Annotated in this window: 23 protein-coding genes and 1 pseudogene; 19 read left to right on the plus strand and 5 right to left on the minus strand. The window is 66.3% G+C overall.

Annotated elements, in window-relative coordinates; genetic code table 11:
• Positions 1-166: 166 nt before the first annotated feature.
• The 9 genes from KM295_RS06875 to aglJ all read left to right on the plus strand — a co-directional run bounded on the left by KM295_RS06875 (position 167) and on the right by aglJ (position 7,841).
• Positions 167-1,036 carry a sulfurtransferase gene (locus KM295_RS06875; RefSeq protein WP_256029212.1) on the plus strand — a complete coding sequence of 290 codons (870 nt, stop codon included), beginning with the start codon at positions 167-169 and terminating at the stop codon, positions 1,034-1,036.
• A gap of 196 nt (positions 1,037-1,232) precedes the next feature.
• A complete protein-coding gene (locus tag KM295_RS06880) occupies positions 1,233-1,856 on the plus strand; it encodes a ferritin family protein (protein WP_256029213.1) in 624 nt (207 codons plus the stop codon).
• 72 nt (positions 1,857-1,928) lie between these two features.
• Positions 1,929-2,891, plus strand: a complete 963-nt coding sequence (locus KM295_RS06885; RefSeq protein WP_256029214.1) for an NADPH:quinone reductase — start codon at positions 1,929-1,931, stop codon at positions 2,889-2,891.
• Between the two features lie 95 nt (positions 2,892-2,986).
• Positions 2,987-3,826 (plus strand): NOP5/NOP56 family protein, encoded by an 840-nt coding sequence (locus tag KM295_RS06890; protein ID WP_256029215.1) that lies wholly within the window; start codon positions 2,987-2,989, stop codon positions 3,824-3,826.
• Positions 3,823-4,449 carry a fibrillarin-like rRNA/tRNA 2'-O-methyltransferase gene (locus tag KM295_RS06895; protein WP_256029216.1) on the plus strand — a complete coding sequence of 209 codons (627 nt, stop codon included), beginning with the start codon at positions 3,823-3,825 and terminating at the stop codon, positions 4,447-4,449. The genes KM295_RS06890 and KM295_RS06895 overlap by 4 nt, the downstream gene beginning before the upstream one ends.
• Positions 4,450-4,557: 108 nt before the next feature.
• Positions 4,558-5,652: a glutamate--cysteine ligase gene (locus KM295_RS06900; RefSeq protein ID WP_256029217.1), complete on the plus strand. Its 1,095-nt coding sequence runs from the start codon at positions 4,558-4,560 to the stop codon at positions 5,650-5,652.
• Positions 5,653-5,796: 144 nt separating this feature from the next.
• Complete coding sequence (locus KM295_RS06905; RefSeq protein ID WP_256029218.1) at positions 5,797-6,297, plus strand: winged helix-turn-helix transcriptional regulator; 501 nt, start codon at positions 5,797-5,799, stop codon at positions 6,295-6,297.
• Between the two features lie 56 nt (positions 6,298-6,353).
• Positions 6,354-6,845, plus strand: a complete 492-nt coding sequence (locus KM295_RS06910; protein ID WP_256029219.1) for a phosphopantetheine adenylyltransferase — start codon at positions 6,354-6,356, stop codon at positions 6,843-6,845.
• A 51-nt stretch (positions 6,846-6,896) separates the two neighbouring features.
• Positions 6,897-7,841, plus strand: a complete 945-nt coding sequence (aglJ, locus tag KM295_RS06915; protein ID WP_256029220.1) for an S-layer glycoprotein N-glycosyltransferase AglJ — start codon at positions 6,897-6,899, stop codon at positions 7,839-7,841.
• Here the strand turns inward: aglJ and KM295_RS06920 are convergent.
• Entirely contained in the window at positions 7,830-8,159 is a 330-nt protein-coding gene (locus KM295_RS06920; protein ID WP_256029221.1) for a DUF5789 family protein, read from the minus strand. The two genes, aglJ and KM295_RS06920, sit on opposite strands and share 12 nt — an antisense overlap.
• Positions 8,160-8,248: 89 nt before the next feature.
• Between KM295_RS06920 and KM295_RS06925 the strand changes: the two genes are divergently transcribed.
• The 6 genes from KM295_RS06925 to KM295_RS06950 all read left to right on the plus strand — a co-directional run bounded on the left by KM295_RS06925 (position 8,249) and on the right by KM295_RS06950 (position 15,222).
• Positions 8,249-8,458: a ribbon-helix-helix domain-containing protein gene (locus KM295_RS06925; RefSeq protein ID WP_256029222.1), complete on the plus strand. Its 210-nt coding sequence runs from the start codon at positions 8,249-8,251 to the stop codon at positions 8,456-8,458.
• A gap of 115 nt (positions 8,459-8,573) precedes the next feature.
• Positions 8,574-9,665, plus strand: a complete 1,092-nt coding sequence (locus KM295_RS06930; RefSeq protein WP_256029223.1) for a lysylphosphatidylglycerol synthase transmembrane domain-containing protein — start codon at positions 8,574-8,576, stop codon at positions 9,663-9,665.
• 24 nt (positions 9,666-9,689) lie between these two features.
• The gene (locus KM295_RS06935) at positions 9,690-10,871 is read left to right on the plus strand and encodes an alpha-1 4-glucan-protein synthase (RefSeq protein ID WP_256029224.1); all 1,182 of its coding nucleotides are present in this window, start codon (positions 9,690-9,692) and stop codon (positions 10,869-10,871) included.
• A 38-nt stretch (positions 10,872-10,909) separates the two neighbouring features.
• Positions 10,910-12,085, plus strand: a complete 1,176-nt coding sequence (locus KM295_RS06940) for an extracellular solute-binding protein (protein ID WP_256029225.1) — start codon at positions 10,910-10,912, stop codon at positions 12,083-12,085.
• 39 nt (positions 12,086-12,124) lie between these two features.
• Positions 12,125-14,293, plus strand: coding sequence for a DUF7846 domain-containing protein (locus tag KM295_RS06945; protein WP_418904764.1), 2,169 nt, complete (start codon positions 12,125-12,127; stop codon positions 14,291-14,293).
• Positions 14,290-15,222, plus strand: coding sequence for an NAD-dependent epimerase/dehydratase family protein (locus KM295_RS06950; RefSeq protein ID WP_256029227.1), 933 nt, complete (start codon positions 14,290-14,292; stop codon positions 15,220-15,222). Before KM295_RS06945 ends, KM295_RS06950 begins: the two co-directional genes overlap by 4 nt.
• Before the next feature lie 42 nt (positions 15,223-15,264).
• Here KM295_RS06950 and KM295_RS06955 read toward each other — a convergent pair whose 3' ends face one another.
• The 3 genes from KM295_RS06955 to KM295_RS06965 form a co-directional block, all read right to left on the minus strand.
• The gene (locus tag KM295_RS06955) at positions 15,265-15,912 is read right to left on the minus strand and encodes a dolichyl-phosphate hexose transferase (protein WP_418904765.1); all 648 of its coding nucleotides are present in this window, start codon (positions 15,910-15,912) and stop codon (positions 15,265-15,267) included.
• Positions 15,913-16,083: 171 nt separating this feature from the next.
• Positions 16,084-17,691, minus strand: a complete 1,608-nt coding sequence (locus KM295_RS06960) for a GMC family oxidoreductase (RefSeq protein WP_256029229.1) — start codon at positions 17,689-17,691, stop codon at positions 16,084-16,086.
• Positions 17,688-18,227, minus strand: a complete 540-nt coding sequence (locus KM295_RS06965; protein ID WP_256029230.1) for a gluconate 2-dehydrogenase subunit 3 family protein — start codon at positions 18,225-18,227, stop codon at positions 17,688-17,690. Before KM295_RS06965 ends, KM295_RS06960 begins: the two co-directional genes overlap by 4 nt.
• A gap of 100 nt (positions 18,228-18,327) precedes the next feature.
• On the opposite strand from KM295_RS06965, the gene KM295_RS06970 reads away from it, so the two are divergent.
• A complete protein-coding gene (locus tag KM295_RS06970) occupies positions 18,328-19,932 on the plus strand; it encodes an ABC transporter permease (protein WP_256029231.1) in 1,605 nt (534 codons plus the stop codon).
• Between the two features lie 20 nt (positions 19,933-19,952).
• Here the strand turns inward: KM295_RS06970 and KM295_RS06975 are convergent, their stop codons facing one another.
• The gene (locus KM295_RS06975) at positions 19,953-20,366 is read right to left on the minus strand and encodes a JAB/MPN domain protein-containing protein (protein ID WP_256029232.1); all 414 of its coding nucleotides are present in this window, start codon (positions 20,364-20,366) and stop codon (positions 19,953-19,955) included.
• A gap of 272 nt (positions 20,367-20,638) precedes the next feature.
• Here KM295_RS06975 and KM295_RS06980 point away from each other — a divergent pair, with 272 nt between their 5' ends.
• The 3 genes and pseudogenes from KM295_RS06980 to KM295_RS06990 all read left to right on the plus strand — a co-directional run bounded on the left by KM295_RS06980 (position 20,639) and on the right by KM295_RS06990 (position 22,304).
• Positions 20,639-21,142 carry a halocyanin domain-containing protein gene (locus tag KM295_RS06980; protein WP_256029233.1) on the plus strand — a complete coding sequence of 168 codons (504 nt, stop codon included), beginning with the start codon at positions 20,639-20,641 and terminating at the stop codon, positions 21,140-21,142.
• Between the two features lie 52 nt (positions 21,143-21,194).
• Complete coding sequence (locus KM295_RS06985) at positions 21,195-21,782, plus strand: uracil-DNA glycosylase family protein (protein ID WP_256029234.1); 588 nt, start codon at positions 21,195-21,197, stop codon at positions 21,780-21,782.
• Between the two features lie 55 nt (positions 21,783-21,837).
• Positions 21,838-22,304: pseudogene (locus tag KM295_RS06990) on the plus strand (VOC family protein).
• The last annotated feature ends 108 nt before the right edge of the window (positions 22,305-22,412 follow it).

Raw genomic sequence — 22,412 nt, forward strand, 5'->3', positions numbered from 1 at the left:
CGGCCATATCACGGGAGATTCGGGCCCTATCGGCTGCTTTACGCAATTATCTTTCGCCCACAGTTGTCGCCCACTTTTAGGAATTTGTTGCCGATAACAGTGAGGAGCGGCCGAGTGTGCCGTCACAGATGTGGATATATGATGGGGCGTTTTACCGACAGTTGCAATGAGTAACTCAGATTACGCGAAAGACGTGCTCGTATCGGCCGACTGGGTCGAGGAGCGGCTCGACGAGTTCGAAAGCGACGATTCCGACCACCGGCTCGTCGAGGTCGACGTCGACACCGAGGCCTACGAGGACTCCCACGCCCCGGGTGCCATCGGTTTCAACTGGGAGACGGACCTCCAGGACCAGACGACACGCGACATCCTCGAGCAGGGGGACTTCGAGGACCTGCTCGGCGCCCACGGCATCACCGAGGACTCGACGGTCGTCCTCTACGGCGACAACGCCAACTGGTTTGCGGCCTACACCTACTGGCAGTTCAAGTACTACGGACACGAGGACGTGAAACTCCTCGACGGCGGCCGCGAGTACTGGCTCGAGAACGAGTACCCGACGACAGACGAGGAGCCGGACTTCCCCGCCGTCGAGTACGAAGCCTCCGGTCCCCGCGAGTCGATCCGCGCCTACCGCGAGGACGTCGAGAACGCGATCGACCGCGGGCTGCCGCTCGTAGACGTCCGCTCGCCCGAGGAGTTCAGCGGCGAGGTCCTGGCCCCGCCGGGACTCAACGAGACCGCCCAGCGCGGCGGCCACATCCCCGGCGCCCAGAACATCTCGTGGGCGGCCGTCACGAACGACGACGGGACGTTCAAGAACGCCGACGAACTCCAGGATCTCTACGCCGAATACGGGATCGACGGCGACTCGACGACCGTCGCTTACTGCCGGATCGGCGAGCGCTCGTCGGTCGCGTGGTTCGCGCTGCACGAGCTGCTCGGCTACGAAGACACGATCAACTACGACGGCTCCTGGACCGAGTGGGGTAACCTGGTCGGCGCGCCGATAGAGAAAGGCGAGGCGGACGACTGAGCGAACCGAGGGAGTCCGCCCCCCTACAGCGGGCGGAGAACGGAGTGACACACGAGACGGGCCGAAACACGTAACGGGAGAGCTCCCCCGAAAACGGCGACAAACGGCCGTATCCGGGGAGCCGGATTCGAACTGACTCGCCTTTCGACGGCAACTAATCGCCGCATACAAGCCGGGACCGATCATACCGAATTCCATGAACGCCGAGGAATTCATCGAGACCGTCCGTGACGACAACGAAACCGCACTTTCGCGGCTCGGGTCGTCGAAATCCCTCTATGCCGACACCCAGGGCGAAATGGAACCCGAGGAGGTACTGACCGCCGCCGCGACGTCGGAACATCACGCCGCCGAAACCTACGAGGCGTGGGCCGAAAGCGAATCGGACGACGTCGCCGAGGCGTTCGCCAAGACCGCCAGCGAAGAGCGGGGACACTACGAAACCGTCGCCGGCGAACTCGAACGCCACGAGCCGGGCGATACCCCGGCGATCCAGACGTACCTCCGTGGCCTCGAGGGCACCGTCGAACGGCTCGGCGGGGTCGTCGGTCGGACACTCGCCGCCGAGCAGTCCAAAACGCAGGTGACGGGATTTTTCGTCGGCAACGCCGACCCCCAGACGGCCGGGCTGTTCCGGTCGATGGACGACGACCTCGAGGCCCAACTGGCGCGGGCGAGCGAACTGCTCGAGAGCCGATGCGACAGCGACGACGACTGGGAGCGGGCACTGTCGGCCGCCAGCAGCGCGATTCAGGCCGCCTACGACGAGTACACCGAACGGCTCGAATCGATGGGCGTCAACCCGAAGCCGGTCTGCTGAAGGGCCGAGAACCGGCCGGTCTGCCCGACGGGATCGGCTACGTTTATGTCCCCTGGGTGAGTCGGGACGACCATGCGAGCAGTCCGTCTCTCAGAACACGGTGGTCCCGAGGCACTGCGTGTCGAAGAGACCGATCGTCCCGATCCCGGGGCCGACCAGCTTCTGGTCGAGGTCGACGCCGCGGGCGTCAACCCCGTCGACACGTACTTCCGCGACGGATCGTACGAACCCGTCGGCCTCCCGTTCACGCCCGGCGTCGACTTCGCCGGGACCGTCGTCGAGTGCGGCGACGGCGTCGAAGGGTTCGACGTCGGTGACCGGGTCTACGGCACCGGGATCGGCAACGGCGGATTCCAGGGCGCCTACGCCGAGTACGCCGCCGTCCCGACCGACCGCGTCGTCGAACTCCCGGGCTCCGCGTCGATGGTCGAGGCCGGCGCGGCGGGCGTCGTCGCCTGCACGGCGTGGCGCGCGCTGATCGACCACGCCGATCTCGATCCGGCCGAGTACTGTCTCGTTCACGGCGGGTCCGGCGGCGTCGGTCACGTCGCCGTCCAGATCGCCTCGGCCGTCAACGCCCGAACGATCACCACGGCCGCGCCCGAATATCACGACACCATATCCGGATTCGGCGCCGACACGGTCCTCGATTACGGCCGCGACGATCTCGCTGACGCGGTCATCGAGGCTTCCGACGGCGGCGTCGACGTCGTCTTGGATCACCGCCTCGAGGACTACCTCCAGTTCGACGCGGACGTCGCGGCCGAGGGAGCGACCGTCGTCGGGATCGGCGAGAACGATCCCGCCCCCGCGTTCTCGAACGTCGCGGGGCCCCGCGCGAAGGACGTCCGGTATCAGTTCATGAGCATGTTCAACGCGCCCGACCTCCGGGTGCTGCTCGGGGGTGTCGCCCACCTGCTGTCGGAAGGCCTCTCGGTCGAAATCGCCCGGAGCTACGATCTCGAGGAGGCGCCACAGGCCCAACGCGACGTGATGAACGACAGCTTCCTCGGCAAGCTCGTCATCGAGCCGTAGCCGGGGAGCCGGTTCGACCCACCATCGGAACGCGCCGAACGTGCCGTTCGCGTCGTTCGCGAACGCATATACCATCGGGACCTGTAGACACCCTCATGACCGACCGACGCTCACCGAGTACGGGCTGGTTCGCCGGTATCGATCCCGGCGATCCCGAGGCCGCCGCCGGAGCGATCCGGGACGGATCCGGTGACGCCGTCCGAGAGTGGCCACAGGTCGCGGTGGAGTCGGGAGCGTTCGACTCGGAAGCCGACTACTACGCGGCGCTCCACGACGCGACAGTGACGGCGACCCGCGCCGCGGTCCGCGAGGCCGAAACCGCAGACGACAGACAGCTCATCCATTCGGTACGGGCCATGGACGACTGTGAGCGCGTCGCGAACGAACTCGCCGAACGCGTCGCCGAGTGGGCGGGTAGCCGACGCGAGGACGCCGGGACCGGCGTCGATTACGCCGGAACGCTGGCGGGGGAAGACGACGCCGCCGAACCGCTCGTCTCGCTCGCCCGACGGGTCTGCGATCTCGACGACGAGGCGGCCTCGCTGCGGGCTCACGTCCAGCGGACGGCCCCGGAGGTCGCGCCGAACCTCTCGGCTCTGGCCGGTCCGGTTCTGGCCGCCCGTCTCGTCGCGCTCGCCGGCGGGCTGAAGGATCTGGCCAGAAAACCCTCGGGGACGATCCAGGTACTCGGCGCCGAGGAGGCGCTTTTCGCCCACCTCCGGGGTCACGCGCCGTCGCCGAAACACGGCGTCATCTTCGTCCACGAGGCGATCCAGGGGACATCCCCCGAACACCGCGGCTCCGCCGCGCGCGCGCTGGCCGGAAAGCTTGCGATCGCAGCCCGGATCGATCACTACACGGGCGATCGCAAGCCAGAACTGGATGCGGAACTCGAGGAACGGATCGAGCGGATCCGGGAGCGTGAGACCGAATGACGCTGCCGGACGGCGTCGAACGCCGATCGTTCGGCGAAAAGGAGGGGCTGGCGACGCGCGGAGAGCCAGTCTACGGCGAGCCGACCGACGGGGCGTGGCGGCGGTGGGACCCGCGCCGGTCGAAGCTCGGCGCGATGCTCGAAAACGGCATGGAAACCGGGCTCTCGGGCGGCGAGACGGTCCTCTATCTGGGGGCGGCGGCCGGGACGACGGTCGGACACGTCGCGGACTTCGCCAGCCCGACCTACGCCGTCGAGTTCGCCGCCCGTCCGGCCCGGGATCTGCTCTCTGTCGCCGAGTCCCGGAGGAACCTCTTTCCGCTTTTGAAGGACGCCCGGAAGCCGGAGACGTACGCCCACGTCGTCGAACCGGTCGACGCGTTGATCCAGGACGTCGCGACGCGGGGTCAGGCGAAGGTCGCGCTCGCGAACCGCCGGTTCCTCCGCGAGGACGGCCGGCTACTCATGGCGATCAAAGCCAGAAGCGAGGACGTCACCGCGGACCCGGATGCAGTCTTCGAGACGGTGCTGGGGTCGCTCGAGGACGGCTACGAGATCCTCGAAACCGGGCCGCTCGCCCCGTTCCACGAGGACCATCTCGCCGTAGTCGCCCGGCCACGGTGACGGGATCCGGATCGGGTCCCGGACCGAGGCGGGCCGTCCCCGTCGGTACTGCACCACGGACGGCCGCGGACGCATGGTATTTAATGGTCCCCGGTGAAACACCCGTCGATGGATCTGGGTTCGCGCGACGCCTTCGACCGGATGGGGACGCTCGGTATCGAGGAGGAGTTTTTCATCGTCGACGACGCCGGGCGACCCACTTCGGGCACCGACGAACTGGTCTACGGGAACGAGCCGCCGTCGATACTGGAAGACCGGATCGATCACGAACTGTTCAAGTTCGTCCTCGAGACGCAAACGCCGACGGTCGACTCGCTTGCCGCGGCGCGTGAGGCGGTCTCGGAGGTCCGGGCGGCGCTCGTCGAACACGCCAACCGCCACGGGTTCAAGATCGCCGCCGCGGGGTTGCACCCTGCAGCGAAGTGGCGCGAGCTCGAACACGCCGAAAAGCCCCGGTATCGAGCGCAGCTCGATCGGATCCAGTATCCCCAACACCGGAACACGACCGCCGGCGTCCACGTCCACGTCGGGGTCGACGACGCCGACAAGGCGGTCTGGATCGCCAACGAACTGCGCTGGTACCTGCCGATCATGCTCGCGCTGTCGGCGAACTCGCCGTACTGGAACGACTTCGACACCGGGCTGGAATCGGCGCGCGCGAAGATCTTCGAGGCGCTCCCGAACACCGGCGTCCCGACGGCGTTCGAGGACTTCGAGGCGTTTGAGTCCTTCGAGCGGAGGATGGTCGAAACCGACTCGATAAACGACCGGGGCGAGCTGTGGTTCGACGTGCGACCGCATTCCTCGCATGGAACCGTCGAGATCCGGGCCCCTGACGGCCAGGCCGACCCGGAATACGTCCTCGCGTTCGTCGAGTACACGGAGGCGCTCGTCGAGGATCTGGCGGCCCGCTACGAGGACGGCGAATCCGGCACCGACCACCGCCGGGAGTTCCTCGACGAGAACAAATGGCGGGCGATCCGGCACGGCCACGAGGCGGAACTGCTATCGAGAGAGTGGACGGAGCCGGTCCCGCTCGGGGAACTCGTCGAACGCGAGGCGGACCGACTCGGCGTCTCGGGGATCGTCAACGTCTTCGACGCCGAAAGCGGGGCGGACAGACAGCGCCGGCTCAAAGAGAGCGAGGGTCTCGATTCGCTCTGTTCGGCGCTCCTCCTCGAAGGGAACGAAAGCGCTGTTTGAGCCGACGTTCCCGGGGATACTCGTCGGTTCACCGGAGGGCGATTCCAGTCGGTTCGCCGGGTCGTCCGGCACGCTCCGATCGACGGTCCGGGTCGGCACAGGGTTTATATATGGGAGTGCCTTGTGTCCGGCTGAATATAACACATGTCTACCGATGATCACTCCGACGACGGCCAGGGGACACCCGTCGACGGGGAACACGAGGGCGTACGGAATCGGCTGGAACAGGAGGCCGAACGGGCGGCCGAGGAGTTCGACGAAGGGATCGTCGAACTGCTGTCGTGGGTGCTCGATACCGAGACCCGTGCGCGGATCTACGTCTATCTCCGACAGCACCCCGGAAGCACAAGCGAAGAGATCGCCGAGGGTACCGGTCTCTACCCCAGCACCGTCCGGGAGGCGCTCGCGGAACTCAACGAGGAAGGGAAAGTCCAGCGCAGCAAACGGGAATCGGAGAGCGCGGGGAACAACCCCTACGAGTACACCGCGATGGCGCCGAGCGAACTCGTCGGCAGCGTCATCGAAGAGATCCAGGAGGAACTCAACACCGTGTTCAACCTCGATTCACACCTCGGGATGGGGTGCGGAGACGACGACGACCCCGTCGAGATAACCGTCAAGGACGACGCGGACGATCGGCCGTAGCTCCCGAGCGCTCTCCCATCGAAGCCTCTAAACCACGGCCGGTCCTTGCCGTCTCCATGAAGGTCGTGCTGGGCGGGACGTTCGATCCAGTACACGACGGCCACCGGGCGCTCTTGGAGCGCGCGTTCGAACTCGGCGAGGTGACCGTCGGACTGACGAGCGACGATCTCGCTGCCGAGACCCGGGGCGTCGATCGCCACGTCCGGCCGTTCGACGAGCGGAGGGTCGGCCTCGAGTCCGAACTCGAATCCTTCGCCGCCGAGTACGACCGTTCCTTCGAGATCCGCGAGTTGACGGAGCCGACCGGAATCGCGACCGAGCAGGGGTTCGACGTCCTCGTCGTCTCACCGGAGACCAAAGCGGGCGGGGAGAAGGTCAACGAGGTGCGGGAGTCGAAGGGCCTCAAACCCCTAGAGATAGAGGTAGTAGACCACAGATACGCCGAGGACGGGAAAGTGATATCCTCGACCCGTATCGTCGCCGGGGAGATCGACGAGCACGGCAACCTGACGCCGGACTCGGACGGTCGGTCGGCCGAGATCGAGTGATCGGCGAGCGAACCCGCTGTTTTTTTGCGTCGGGTGTTCGATTCGTTCCTAATGGCTGACCGCGCGGACGTCTGTGTCCTTTTACCTACCTTGAACGAGGCCGAGACGATCGGCGACGTCGTCGACGGCTTCCGCGCCGAAGGGTTCGAGAACGTCCTCGTCGTCGACGGCGACTCCGAAGACGACACCAGATCGATCGCCGAGGACCACGGCGCCCGGGTCATGGTCCAGTCCGGCCGGGGGAAGGGACAGGCAGTCAGAGAGGCCGTAGAGAGGATCGACGCCCCGCACGTGCTGATGGCTGACGGCGACGGAACCTACCGGCCGGCCGACGCCGAGGCGATGCTCGAGCCGCTCTTCGAGGGGCGGGCCGACCACGTCATCGGGAACCGGTTCGCGGACATGGAACAGGGGGCGATGACGCGGCTCAACGCCGTCGGGAACCGCCTGATAAACCGGCTGTTCGCGCTGATCCACGGCCGGGATCTCAGCGATATCCTCTCGGGGTATCGAGCCTTCACACGGAGCTCGTTCGAACGGTTCCGGCTGGACGCCGACGGGTTCGGTATCGAGACCGAACTCGCCGTCGAGTGCGTCAGACAGGGGATCGAAACCGAGGTCGTCCCGATCAGATACGAGTCCCGCCCCGGGAGTTCGGAGACGAACCTCAGTCCTTTCCGGGACGGGGGACGGATCGTTCTGACGCTGTATACGCTCGCGAAGACCAACAACCCGGTTTTTTATTTCGGGAGCGTCGCCTCGGTCGCCGGGTTTGCCGGCGTCGGGACGGGGCTCTTCGTCGGGTACCGGTACGTCGCCGCCGGCGTCTCCCACGATGTCCTGGCGCTGCTCGCGGTGTTTCTCGTGTTGCTCTCGGTGCAGCTTCTGATGTTCGGCGTACTCTCGGACATCCTCGTTTCGATCAGCCGCGAGCAGACCCGTCGGCTCGAGGAGCTCTCCGAGCAGATACAGGACCTCGAGGAGTCAGAACGGTAACAGCGACCGCAACTGTCCGAGGAAGCTGTTTTTCGCACGCTCGCGTCTGGCCTCGAAGACCGGGTGGATCGCGTTCAGAAACTCCTGGCGGGTCTCGAACCGGACGCGGCTGAGCTCATCGAGCGCCTCCGAGAGGCGGAGCTCGTTGCCCATCGCGTCGTACGGCACGCTCGGATCGCCGAGGGCCTCGATCAGTTCCTCGTCGGTCGCCGGAAACGTGGCGTCGGCCCGTTCGAGGTAGTCATCGAGCGCTGCGATGCCGAACGCGACCGTCTCCGGCGCGTCGTCGTCACCCTGCTGTGGCGGCCGTACTCCCATTATGTGTCCCGTATACGCCACAGTCCCCTAAACATTCCCGACTCGGCCGCGGTGGACAGACCTATGTCCGTCCCCGGCGACCGTCCGGTATGACCGAGTACACGACGGTTTCGATCCCGAAGGAGCTCTCCGAGCGCGTCGAGGAAACGATCGAGGGGACCAGCTTTTCCTCGACGAGCGATCTCGTCCGGTTTCTGCTCCGGAGCATCGTCATCCAGCACCAGAAACAGGGCACGCTGTCGGAGGCGGAGTTCGACGAGATCACCGATCAGCTCCGCGATCTGGGCTATCTGGAGTAATCAGGTCGTCGCAGTATACCGGCTTTCGCGTCCGTATCCCCGCGGTTCCTCGCTTTTAGCCTCGCCTAAAAACCGCCAGAGTTAAATCATTTAGGCCAGCCTAAACCAATACTGGATGAAGGATCGAGGCGTTCTCACGCGGATCGGCGGTGTCTACTCGCGCGAGCGGCTGACCGTCGTCGGAACCGTACTCGTGGTGATCGTCGGGGGCGTCATCCTCGCCCGGACCGTAGATCTCCGGAGGACGATCGCGCTGCTTTCGGAGGCCGATCTGCGCCTTCTGGGGGCGGCGCTCTGTGTGTATCTGCTCTCTTGGCCCCTCCGCGGGCGACGGTTCGGCGACGTGCTCGCGTCGATGGACAGGCGCTTCGGGCTCGGGTTTCTCACGTGGACTGTCTTCGGGAGCCAGACCGTGAACCTGATCGTTCCCGCGCGGGCCGGCGACGGCGTCCGGGCGTACCTCCTCAAAGAGCGGCGGGGCGTCCCGTACCCGATCGGCGTCGCCTCGCTGGCCGTCGAGCGCGCGTTCGATCTGGTGGCGATCGCCACGCTGGGCGGGGCGGCCTTCGCGGTTCTCCTCCTCGAGGGCCGGTGGGTCGCGGCGGGCGATTCGACGGTCGGGACGACGGTCGCGCTCGGTGTCGCCTCGCTGGCTCTGGTGCTTTCGGTCACGACGGTCGCCGTCGCCCGGAGCGATCGAACCCTCGGCCCGGCGCTCCGCGACTCCCTCGGGCAGTCGCGGCTCTCGGGAATCGTCGACGCCGCGATCGACTTCGGCGCCAGCGTCCGCGTCGTCGCCGAGCGTCCACGGGCCCTCGCGACGATCTATGCCGGCAGCGTGGCCGTGTGGGCGCTGGACGTCCTGACCGCCGTCGCGGTGCTAGCCGCGCTGGTCGGCGGCGGGGGGATATCCGGCTGGGGACTGCTCGCGGTCGGGACGCTCGCGGTCAGCGTCGGCAATCTCGCGAAGATCCTGCCGCTTTCACAGGGCGGGATCGGCCTCTATGAGGCCGCTTTCACCGGCCTCGTGGTTGGGGTCACCCCGATCGGCGTCGAGATCGCCGTGGTCGCCGCGATACTGGATCACGCCCTGAAGAACGCCGTCACTCTCGCCGGCGGCACCGTCGCCGCGATCGCGCTCAACCTCTCTCCGACGCGATCGCGCGAGGGTGCGGGCGGATCGCCGGCCGAACCGCCAGATTTTTAGGCTGGCCTAAAAAATACGCTGGCGATGAGCCGAGACACGACAGCGGAGTCCGACCGGGACATCTGTGTGATCGTTCCGACGATCCGGGAGCACGAGTGCGTCCGGGCCTACGTCAAGAACGCCCGCGAACACGGGTTCGACGTCTCGCGGCTGTACTTCGTGCTCGTTACGGAGGATTTCTGTGAGACCGATACGATGCGGACGATGCTCGAGGATCTGGACGTCGCCGGGGCGGTCTTCGACGGCACCCGTCGGGAGGAGTGGTACGAAACACACGGGATCGAGGAGTACGCCCACGTCGTCCCCGCCGCCTCCCACGCCGAGACGAGCTTCGGTCTCCTCTATATGTGGGCCGACGAGCGCTTCGAGTACGGCCTCTTCATCGACGACGACACGCTTCCACACGACGAGGAGGACTACTTCGGAACGCACATGCATAACCTCGCCTTCGCGGGAGAGATAGAGCGCGTCCGCTCCGACGAGGACTGGGTGAACGTGCTGTATCAGAACGCCGACGAACACGGGCTCTATCCCCGGGGGTACCCCTACTCGGCGATGGACGAGACCGTCGAGACCGACACCGTCGAAACCGAACGCGGCGGGGTCGTCGCCTCCCAGGGGCTGTGGACGAACGTTCCCGACCTCGATGCGGTCCGGATCCTGATGGACGGCGACCTCAACGGACAGGCCCAGACCCGGACGAAGGCCGGGGATTTCGAACGCGATTTCGTCGCGGGCTCCGGGAACTACCTCACGGTCTGTTCGATGAACCTCGCGTTCCGTCGAGAGGTGATCCCGGCGTTCTATCAGCTCCCGATGGACGAAAACGAGTGGGACGTCGGCCGCCTCGACGATATCTGGAGCGGCGTGTTTCTCAAGCGCGCCTGCGACGTCCTCGGAAAGCGAATCTACAACGGGCGACCGCTCTGTGAACACAACAAGGCCGAGCGCTCGACGTTCGACGACCTCCACAACGAGGTCGCTGGACTCGAACTCAACGAACACCTCTGGGAGCTTATAGACGACGCCGGGAGCGACGCGACGGATTACGCCGGCGTCTACGACGCCATGGCCGACCAGCTCGTCGAGGGTGACTTCGGGGAGTACCGGAACGGGGCGTTCTTCAACCACGTCGGCGAGCACATGCGCGATTGGCTCGACTGTCTGGAGGTACTCAGGCCCGCTCCCGCGGCGGCCGACGACTGAACCGACACGACTAAGTTTGTTTAGGCTAGCCTAAAAATATGACGAGGCACGACAGACACGGACGCGACGTGAGTCGACGCCGGTTCATCCTGGCGTCGGGCGCAGTCGGGATCGCCGGGATCGCCGGCTGTGTCGGCGGAAACGGATCCGACGGCGACACCGGCAACGGCAACGGGAACAGTGGCAACGGTAACGGCGACGACGTGACCGATTCGGGGACCGGCCAGATCGGGTCCGGCCGGGAGGGCCGCGACGGTCCCGGCGGAACGCCGATCGCCGAGATGCCCCCTCTCAAGGGCGAACTCCACGTATACTCCGGACGCGGGGAGTTCCTCGTCGGCGAGTTGGTCGACTACATCGAAAACCAGTACGACGATTTCTCGCTTACCGTCCGGTACGGGAACTCGACCGACCTCGTAAACCAGATCGCAAACGAGGGTGAAGGGTCGCCGGCCGACGTGTTTTACTCGGTGAACTCCGGGGCCCTGGGCGCGCTGGCCGGGGAGGGGCGGACACGGACGCTCTCCGAGGAAGTCGCCGGGATGGTCCGCGAGGAGTTCCGGACCGGGGAGTGGATCGGTACCTCCGGCCGGGCCCGGACGGTCCCGTACAACAGCGACGCCTACTCGGCCGAGGATATGCCGAACGACATCATGGCATACCCAGAGGAGTTCGAGGGTAATCTCGGGTGGGCCCCCTCCTACGGCTCCTGTCAGGCGTTCGTCACCGCGATGCGGATCCTCGAAGGCGAAGAAGCGACCCGGGAGTGGCTCGATGGGGTCACAGAGGCCGGGATCCAGGCGTACCCCGACGAGTTCGCCGCCTGCCAGGCGATCGCCGACGGCGAGATCGACGCCGCCTTCACCAACCACTACTACATCCAGCGCGTACTCGACGGCAACCCCGAAGCCTCGATCGCGACCGCGTTCACCGAAGGCGACGCCGGAGCCGCGTTCAACGTCGCCGGGGCCGCCGTCGTCGACAGCGCCGAGGACGCGACGCTAGCGGAGAACTTCGTCCGCCACCTCCTCTCGTCGGAGGCCCAGGACTACTTCGCGCGCTCGACGTTCGAATATCCGCTCGTTCCCGGCGTCGAACCGATCGGCGATCTTCCGACGATCGACGAACTCGACGTGCCGGATATCGACCTGACACAGCTTTCGAACCTCGAGGAGACGGTCGATCTCATGCGGGACGTCGGCATCAATATCTGACACCGAACGCACTAGGAACCGCCCGACGTGTTGTACCAACTGATCCGGACGATCCGCCGGCGGTACGCGAACGCGAGACGCGCCGCCCGCAAGCGGGCCGTCCGTTCGGATCCCCCGCTCGTCGCCGCCGGGATCGCCCTCGTCGCGGGAGTGGCCGTCTTCCTTCTGGCTACCACCGTCTTCGGCTATCACTCCAGCAACCACGACGAGGGGGTGTATCTCACCCAGGCGGCGATGCTTCTGGACGGGCAACTCGAACTCCACGCCGGCGATCTCGTCGGCGCGTTCCGGCCGTGGTTCTTTGTCGAGGACGGCGGACGCCTGTACCCGAAGTACACACCTGTTCCGGCGGCGATGTACGCCGTCTCGATGGCCCTGTTCGGGGAGCCCCGTGTAACGCTTGCGGCCGTCGCCGCGGGCAACGCAGCGCTCGTGTACGCACTGGGGCGGATGCTCGTCGATCGCCGGACGGGCGCCGTCGCCGCCGGCTTCTTTGCGGCCTCGCCGCTTGCGCTCGTGACGACGTCGGTGTTTCTGCCGTACGCGCCGACGACGCTTCTGAACCTGCTTTTCGCCGTCGCCTATCTGTACGGGATCCGCGAGGGATCGGCCGTCGCCGCCGGCGTCGCCGGGGTCGCGATCGGACTGGCGTTTTTCGCCCGCCCGTTCACCGCGGTCCTCTTTGCGATCCCGTTCGTCTGTCACGCGCTGTATCGCGTCGGCACCGCGATCCGTCGGGCGGGGCTTCTGCCGCTTCCGGGTCCCGTCCGCCGACAGGTGCTGACGGCCTTCTTCGGGCTCTGTTTCGTCGGCGTGACGCTCGCCTACAACGCCCGTCTGACCGGCTCGCCGCTCGTTTTCCCCTACGAGGCGTTCGCGCCGCTGGACGGCCCGGGGTTCGGCCGCCGCCGGATCCTCGGACACTCGATCGTCTACTCGCCGGAGGTCGCCCTCGAGGCGAACGGTTACGTTCTCCGGTACTTCTCGACGCGGTGGTTCACCGCCGGGATCCTCGGGACGGCGCTTTCGGTCGCCGGGCTGGCGTTTTCAGCCCGCCGCTGGTACCGGGGAGAGGCTGTCCCCGGGTCGAGCGTCGACAGGGACAGCCGTTTCCAGCGGACTGCCGGCGTATTGATCGCGGGACTGTTCGTGACGGTTCCGGTCGGCAACCTCCTCTTTTGGGGCAACTTCAACATCCTCGCGACGCCCTCGGATCCGACCGACGGGATCGTCTCGCAGTTCGGTCCCTTCTATCACTTCGATCTGCTTGTCCCGTTTTCGCTTTTCGCTGCCGTCGGTGTTTTCGCCTGCTGGCGGTTCCTCCGGGCGTTCGGTTCGCGGCTCAAAACGCGGTGGTCGCCGCGCGCCGGGAAGGCGTTTCTCGTCGTCGCGCTCCTCGCCAGCGTCCTTCTGGTCGGCGCCGTCAACGTCACGGCCGTCTCGGCGCCGCTGGAGCGGAACGCGGCACACGAAGCCAAACACGAAGCCGCCTACGAACCCATCGAGAGGACGTCCTTCGAGGACGCGCTGGTCTTCATCCCGACCCCGTACGGCGACTGGCAGAACCACCCCTTCCAGTATCTCCGGAACGATCCCGGCTTCGATGGCGACGTGGTGTACGCGCTCGATCGGGATCCGCCCGACGACTTCGCTGTCCTCGACGCCTATCCCGATCGGACCCACTACAGGTACACCTACCGCGGGGAGTGGACGTCCGATCCGAACCGACACGTCGTCCCGAAACTCGAACCACTCGAGATCCGGCGCGGACCGACGCTGGAAGGCGAAACGACGGTCGGGGTGCCCGAACGAGTCGACCGTGCGAGTGTTCGTCTGGAGGCCGACGCCGACACGTATGCGGGCTATACCGTGGCCGATCCGGACGGATCGATCACCGCGAACTGGACGCTGGACGGCGATACCGCGCGGCTCGTCGAGGGTGATACGGAGCCGATCCCGCTCGAGGAAACCGACACGGTGACGCTGTTGGTGACGCTTGCCCAGGCCGACGGGTCGACGCTCACTTACCGACAGGAGACGACGGTGCGAACGAACGACGGCGGCGTCGAGGCCGTCTGGCCGCCGGAGCGGTACGTCTGCCCCCTCGTGACCGACTGCGGGACCGAGGGGACGTACCTCCCGGACGACCCGGACGCTCACTTCGACGGCGTGTGGTTCGAGACGCGGATGCGGAACACCGAACGATGACAGCACACACCACACAACGGACACTGGTAACGGGCGGCGCAGGGTTCATCGGGTCGCATCTGACCCGCCGGCTCGACGAAGCGGGACACGACGTGACCGTCGTCGACGACCTCTCGAACGGTCGGCGGGGATGGGTCCCGGACGACGTCCGGTTCCTAGAGCGGGATCTCACGGAGCGTGATGCCGTCGAGGACGTCGTCGCCCCGGAGTACGATCTCCTCGTCCATCTCGCCTCCCGGAAAGCGGTCGACGACCCCGACCCGCGTTCGCAGTTCCGGGAAAACACCGACATGACCTACGATCTCGTCGAGGCAGCCCTCGATGCGGGCGTTCCCGATTTCCTCTTCACGTCGAGTTCGACCGTCTACGGCGAAGCGCCACGGCCGACACCGGAGGATTACGCCCCCCTGGAGCCGATCAGCGCCTACGGGGCGAGCAAACTCGCCTGCGAAGGGATCCTCTCGACGGCCGCCCACGCCCACGACCTCACGGTCTACAACGTCCGGTTTGCGAACATCGTCGGTCCGCGCCTCCGGGGGGCGGTCGTCCCCGACTTCATCGAGAAGCTCAGGGACGACCCCGAGACGCTCACGATCCTCGGCGACGGCCGACAGGAGAAATCCTACATGCACGTCGAAGATTGCATCGACGCAATGCTGTCCGTCTACGAACACGCCGAGGGGCCGATGGCGACGTACAACCTCGGCACGCGAACGACCACGTCAGTGAACCGGATCGCCGACGTCGTCGCCGACGAGATGGGGCTTGCCCCCGACTACGAGTACACCGGCGGCGACCGCGGCTGGACCGGCGACGTGCCGAAGATGCGGCTCTCGATCGAGAAGCTCGCCGCCCTGGGGTGGGAACCGTCGATCGAGAGTACCGAGGCGGTCCGGCGGACGGCGCGGGAACTTCTAGAAGAGCTGTGACGGCGGTTCGGCAGTCCGGATTCGCCTGAAGAGACATGACGCCTACCGGAAGCGCTCCTCGAGACAGACCTTTACGATCGATTTCGCGATCGCGGCACCGCCCTCGATCGGATCGAGTTTCGTCTCGCCGAGCCGCTCGGCGTAGTCGATCGGATGTTCCCGGACGTCGTAGCCTCTCATCAGCGGCCGGATCAGAAGCTCCGCCGAGAGGCCGGTGTTCTCGGTCCACTCGATCGACTCGACGACCTCACGTCGGTAGGCGCGCATCCCCGTCGTGGTGTCGTGGACGCGTTCGCCCATCAAAACGCTCGCCCCCAGCGCGAACAGGCGGTTTCCGAGCCGGTTGAAACCGGGCATGGTCTCGGCGCCATGATAGAGCCGATCGCCGCTGACCACGTCGTAGCCGGCGTTGATCGCCTCCAGAAACTTCGGGAGCTGTTCCATCGGGTAGGTGTCGTCGCAGTCGGTCGTGACGACGATCGGCCGGTCGGGCGCGAGGATCGCCTCCCGGACGGCGACGCCGTATCCCTGTGGTTCCTGTTCGATGACGCGGGCACCGTGTTCGCGGGCGATCTCGGGCGTCCGGTCGGAGGAACCGTCGACGCAGACGACCTCGGCCTTCCCGTCGGTGATCCGTTCGATGTCGGCCAGGACGGTCCCGATCGCCGCCTCCTCGTTGTAAGTGCCCATCACGACGCTCAGGTCCCCGAAGCCGTACTCCTCGTTCCCGTCCGTGTCGGATTCGCTGCTTTCGATCGTCGGCTCGACGCCCGAGGGCTCTATCGCTTCGCTCATTACCCGTCGTTTCTCCCCGACACACTTGAATTTTTAGGTTCGCCTAAAACAGTGTGAGGTGTCGGGCTACGCCAGCGACGCTCCGACGGCGTCGGCCGCCCGCAGCGCCAACGCTGCAATAGTGAGCGTCGGGTTCACGGCGCCGGCGGTCGGGAAGACGCTGCTGGAGGCGATCCAGCAGTTCTCCAGGTCGTGGGTCCGCAACTCCGCGTTCACGACGCTCTCTGTCGGGTCTTCCCCCATCCGGGTCGTTCCCATGTGGTGATACGCCGGGCCGGTGTCCTCGGGGCCGACGTGCCAGGTGATCTCCGCGCCCAGCGCTTCCAGGATCTCGCGTTGGACCTCGTTGGCCCGCTCGATGGTGCGGAGCGCCCGGTCGTCGACCGTCCAGCGGACGTCGGGGACGGGGTTGCCGTGATCGTCCGCCCGGTCGTGATCCAGCGCGACGCGGCTTTCGGCCTGCGGCAGTTGCTCGACGAGCGCGCCCATCCCGATGTGGTCGCCGTACGCCCCCCTGAGTTCCTCGAGCAGGGCGTCACCCCAGTCGTCGCCCGAGAGCGCCACCTCGACCGGCGAGGGGCCGTCGTAGTTGAAAAACTCCAGTTTGAACGGGGCGATCTCCCCGTCGGCCTCGTCGTAGAACTGGTGGCACTCGCTGGTGAGAAAGCCGACGTGGTTCTGTCGGGTCGGCTCCGAGAGGCGACCGCCCATCCCGGCGAAGAGGTGGTCCATGAAGAACCGCCCGACGAGGCCACTGGAGTTGGCCAGCCCGTCGGGGTACTGTTCGGACTCCGATAGAAGCAGGAGCCGTGGCGTCTCGACGCCCCCGCAGGCGACGACGAAGGCCTCGGCCGTCTGTCGGTACTCCTCACCGTCGGGAGTGGCGTAGACCGCGGCTCGAACCCGGTCGGCGTCGTGAGCGAGCCGCTGTACCGGTGCCCGATCGATGACCGTCGCGCCCTTCGCTTCGGCCCGTTCGGCGTGGACCGTCGCGTCGTATTTCGCGCCCGACGGACAGACCGGCTGGCAGGTGCCGTAGCCGACGCAGGCCGACCGGTCGTCGTACGTCTCGGAGTTGCGCGCGTTGGGGACCGAGTGCATGTCGATCCCCAACTCCTCGCAGGCATCGGCGAAAAGCGAGTCACTGTAGGAGGGTTCGAAGGCCGGCATCGGATACGGCTCCTCTCTGGGCGGCGCGTAGGGGTTGTCGGAAGCCCCGGCAACGCCGAATTCGCGTTCCGCGGCCGCATAGTACGGCCGGAGGTCAGCGTAGTCGATCGGCCAATCGGGGCCCACGCCGCGGGCACTCCCCGAGTTGAAATCGTCCTCGTGTAGCCGCATTACCATCCCCTGCCAGTGTAGCGTCGAGCCGCCGATACCCTTCACGCGGGCGTGGTTCAGCGGATAGAACCACTCCCCGGAGGCCGAGTGTGCGTCGCGTTCGCCCCCGACGTCCCACACGTCTGGCCGATCGTAGGCCGGCCTGATCGCCCGTTCCTGACGTGCGAGCCGGTCGGCCGGATCGAACCGGGGGCCGGCATCGAGCATCACGACCTCGTGGTCATCGGCCAGCCGGTCGGCGACCAAAGCGCCGGCGGGACCGGCACCGATCACACAGACGTCGGCGCCCTCGATCGGCATCCGGTCGGCGTGAGGTGAGAAGGCGGCCGTCATCGGGACCCCTGTGTGTAGCTTTCCGCCCCGCCGGCGTGACCCTGTGGGTTCTCGATTCCGACGAGTTCGCCGCCCGTCGGGGCGGTATACAGTGCCAACAGGAGTTCGTTGACCACGTAGTACCGGATCCGCTCGGCGGTCGTGCCGTTCGGGTCCTCCTCGGCGCTGTCGGCGCCGACCTCCCGGAGGAGTCGATCCCGCTCTTCGCGCGACAGTTCCGTTACCCGCCTGTCGTACCACGATAGCGCGTGCTCGTCGAGTTCGGTGACGGCAGTCCGGATGCCCGAGGCGTGATCTCCCCCGGCGAGACGCCCCTCGAGGAAGCCGTCGACGAACGCCTCGATGCCGGAGACCTCGGTCGGATAGACGACCTCCGCGACCGCGATCAGCGTCGCTCGCACCCCGCCGTCGGACGCGCTCGTGTTCGGTTCCGACGAGCTCCCCTCCCGTTCGTTCCGGCGAACACCCAGCGCGATCCCGCCGGTTGCGCCGATCGCCGCGAGGGCGGCTGCCGCATCGCGCCGCGTCAGCTCCATACCTGGTTTAGGCAAACCTAAACGCTTATACCCATCGGACTGGTTCGATCCGGTCACGGGAAAGGCTCCGTCCCACGGACCGCCGCTCGGGGCTACAGATATGGGCTTGAGACACCGACTCACCGGAGAATCCTCTGAGGGGGAGTCATCCGTCGGACTGACGCTTCTGTCCGGAGCGATCGCGACGGCGCTGGTGTTCCCTTTACTCTGGCTGGTGATCGAGGCCGCGCGAGTCGAACCCGGTCGGGCGAGCGAACTCCTGTTCAGCGTCGGGACGCTCGATATACTGATCAACAGCCTCCTGTTGATGGGGGGTGTGACTGCCGGGTCGATCCTGCTCGGCGTCCCGCTTGCGTATCTGACCGTCCGGACGGACCTGCCGTTCCGCCGCTTTTGGTCGGTCGCCGCCGCTCTCCCGCTTGTCGTCCCCAGTTACGTCGGCGCGTTCGCGTTCGTCTCGGCGTTCGGTCCCCGCGGCGAGTTTCACTCGCTTCTGGCACCGCTGGGCGTCGAGCGGCTCCCGGAGGTCTACGGTCTCCCGGGGGCGGTATTCGTGATCACGCTGTATACGTACCCGTACGTCTATCTGACTACCCGTGCCGCGTTCCTGTCGTTCGATACCGAACTGATCGACGCCGCCCGAACGCTGAACCACGGCCGCTGGCGGTCGTTTCGGCGGGTTACCCTCCCACAGATCAGGCCGGCGATCGCCGCCGGCGGGCTGTTGACCGCGCTGTATGCGGTCTCCGATTTCGGTACGCCCGCGATCATGCGCCTGTCCGTGTTCACTCGTCAGATCTACGTCGAGTATAACGCCTTCGGCCGCGATTACGCCGCGTTGCTCTCGTTGCAGTTGCTCGTCGTCGTGCTCGTCGTGTTGGTCCTCGAGTGGTCGGTGCGTTCGGAGGGAACCGTTCGAGGCAGCGACGCCGACCGAGCCGGGAGCCGTATCCGACTGGGCAGGTGGCGCTGGCCCGCGACCGCCTTCCCCGCGGCCGTCACGACCGTCGCGCTCGCCGTCCCGGTCTGGATCCTGTTACTTTGGCTCGGCCGGACCGACGCCGGACGCCGTCCTTCGATGGCCTTCGAGTGGACGCAGGTGCTCAACTCGGTTTCGATCGCGGCCGCGGCCGCCGTTGTGGCGGCGCTGGCTGCGCTCCCGGTCGCGTATTTCGCCGCCACCCACGATTCCCGGATTTCGACGCTCTTCGAGCGGGCGACCTACGTCGGCTTCGCCGTCCCCGGGATCGTGCTGGCGCTCGCGTTGGTGTACTTCGGCGCCGGATACTTCCCGTGGATCTACCAGACGCTGCCGTTGCTCGTGTTCGCCCACGTCGTCCGGTTTCTCCCCCAGGCTGTCGGCGCGACGCGGACCTCTATCCTCCAGGTTGACCCGAAGGTCGTCGAGGCGGGGCGCACGCTCGGGGAATCCCCCATCAGTGCGTTTCGACGGATCACGTTCCCGCTAACCCGATCCGGGATCGTCGCGGGCGCCGCCCTCGTGTTCCTCACGACGATGAAGGAACTGCCCGTGACGCTCGTCCTCCGTCCCTCGGGATTCGAGACGATCGTCACCCAGATCTGGCGCGCCCAGGAGACCGCCCTCTATCAGTACGCCGCCGTGCCGGCGCTCATCCTGCTTTTCATCTCCGGGCTCTCGATGGTCGTGTTGCTCTCACAGGAAGGGAGCGACCGGGGGCTCTAGACAGGACGATCCGCCGGTGATCACTCCGGGAGCCCTTCGAAATCGCTGGCCGGCGGTTCGGCGTCGACGATCTCCATCGCCAGGCCGTCTCCGGATCGGGTGAACGCCGCGGCGTTCTCGATACCGTAGGGCGGCACCGCGACGAAGACGACCTCGTGGAGATCGTCGGCCTTCGTCAACGCGAGCGTCCCGTCCGGGTGAGAGCGGAACCGGCCGGCCGCACCGGGCGTCGAGAGGTCCATCCCGAAGACCGCCGTCACCGACCGCCCGGTGTCGGGGAGGTACATGTCGGTAAACACCGACCGGTCGGACGGTAGGTCCGCATCGAGTTCCGCGGCCGGCGTCACCGCAAGCGAGACCGTGACGTCGGAGGGATCGCGGTCCTCGGCGAGTTCCAACAGCGCGGTCAACAGCCCGCGAGTGATCCAGACCACGCCGACGGTTGGCGCCCGAAACATAAAACCGTGTCAGTAAGCTAGCCCACGGATTCATCTGTGGAGTTCCTCGTTGTTACCGCTATGATCCGGAGGTCCGGATGGAAAATATAATTTTAGTATCATGTGCCGAACGAACGTTTCGGCGAATCGACTGACAGGGAGATACATTCGTCTTATTACCCATGTTCGATCGTGATTGTTAAACCGTGAGTCGTTGACATATCTCAACGGGTGTTTATGTATCGGCAGTCCTTAGAGCCGGATTGTACATGAGAGAAATCAGCCGACGCAGGTTCGTACTGGCGACAGGTGCTGTAGCCGCGACGGGCGCCCTCGCCGGGTGTAGCGGGAACGGAAACGGCGGCAACGGAAACGGAAACGGCGGCAACGGAAACGGCAACGGCGGTGGCGGTCCCACAGGTACCGCCGAGACGTACCTCAGCGACAACGAGGCCAACACCTACGAGAGCGTGCAGGACATGACCGGTGAGAGCGAGGTCACCGTCAGTGTCGGTGCCGGCGACAGCGGCTTCGCGTTCGAGCCCGCCGGGATCACCGTCGATGCCGGAACGACTGTCGTCTGGGAGTGGACCGGTAATGGCGGCGGTCACAACGTCTCCGCGGAGGAGGACAGCGACTTCGAGTTCGAGAGCGAGCGGACCGACGAGGAGGGCTTCACCTTCGAGCAGACCTTCGAGGAGTCGGGCGCCGCGCTGTACGTCTGTGTCCCCCACCGCGCACAGGGGATGTACGGCGCCGTCGCTGTCGAATAACGCCGAGCAGTAACCCGCGCAGTTTTTACTACTCGCTCGCCTACCCGCCGGTGTGAAGCGAGTCACGGACCGCGTCTCGAACCCCTTCGGAATGCGTGCCCCCGGGGAACCGGCGGTCTACGGCTACGGCGACGCGAACGCGGACTTTCACGTCATCGGGCGGGACGCCGAGACCCACGGCGGGGCCGAGACGGGCGTCCCGTTCACCGGTTCGCTGGCCGGCGAGCGGATCCAGTCGGTTCTCTATCGGGTCGGGCTCGCCGCCGAACCGTACAACGACGCCCCCGACCTCGAGAACTGCTATCTGTCGTATGTCCGGATCTCGCCCGGCGATCCGGCGGATCTCGAACGCTACATCGACGCCGAACTCCGGGCGCTGAACGCCCACATCCTGCTTCCGGTCGGGGGCGAACCCCTTTCGTACGTCCTCTCGGAGTTCACCACACAGGCCCGACGGCTCCCGGCGGATTCGACACGCCTGCACGCCTCGGAGATCCGTGGACGGGGGTTTCTGGTCGTCCCGGTGCGGGAGCCCGCCGAGTGGGAGCCGGGCGACGAGGCGGCGCTCGTCGAACGACTCGGGGCGCTTTTGAACAGCGACTACCGCCAGACGAAGGGCGTCGCGACGCGGATCGGATAGCGATCTCGGTGTGCGGTGAACAGGATATTTACTCGCGGCCCGTCTGTTTCGACGCATGGAGGATACGCCCGAAAACGACGTCACCGCGGAACCGCCCGAGAGCCCGATCCATACGGTCGGGACCGACCACATGACCGTCATGGGCGGGGACGCGGCGAGTACGATCGCCTTCCACCGGGATCTGCTCGGCATGCCTCTGGTGCTCGAGCAGCCGAACCTCGATGCGCCGGAGCTGACGCATCTGTTTTTCGACACCGGCGACGGTCGGATCCTCACCTTCTTGGTCGGCGAGAACCGACCGACACGCCCCCACCGCGGGCCTGGCAACGTCCATCACCTGGCGTTCAGTATCGCCCCCGAGGAGTTCGAGGCGACGTGCTCGCCGTGGCCCACGAAAAGCGCGTCGAGGCCGGAGCCGGCTTTGTCGACGACGAACACATGCAGGCGGCCCTCTCGGAACTCGGGCTCGATCCCGAACCGCGCTTTTCGGGATCGGCACCGACCGGAAGAGGCGTAGAGTGAAGCAGGCGAAGAAAACGTTTTCTCGCCCGGCGGGCACCAGTACCGTATATGGACTCGGCGTTCCACACGACGTTTTGTAGCCGCCCCGGTAGTCGGATAAAGACCCAC

Origin of the sequence: Natronomonas aquatica, from assembly GCF_024449025.1 — an archaeon.
In the GTDB taxonomy this organism is placed as follows: Archaea; Halobacteriota; Halobacteria; order Halobacteriales; family Haloarculaceae; genus Natronomonas; species Natronomonas aquatica.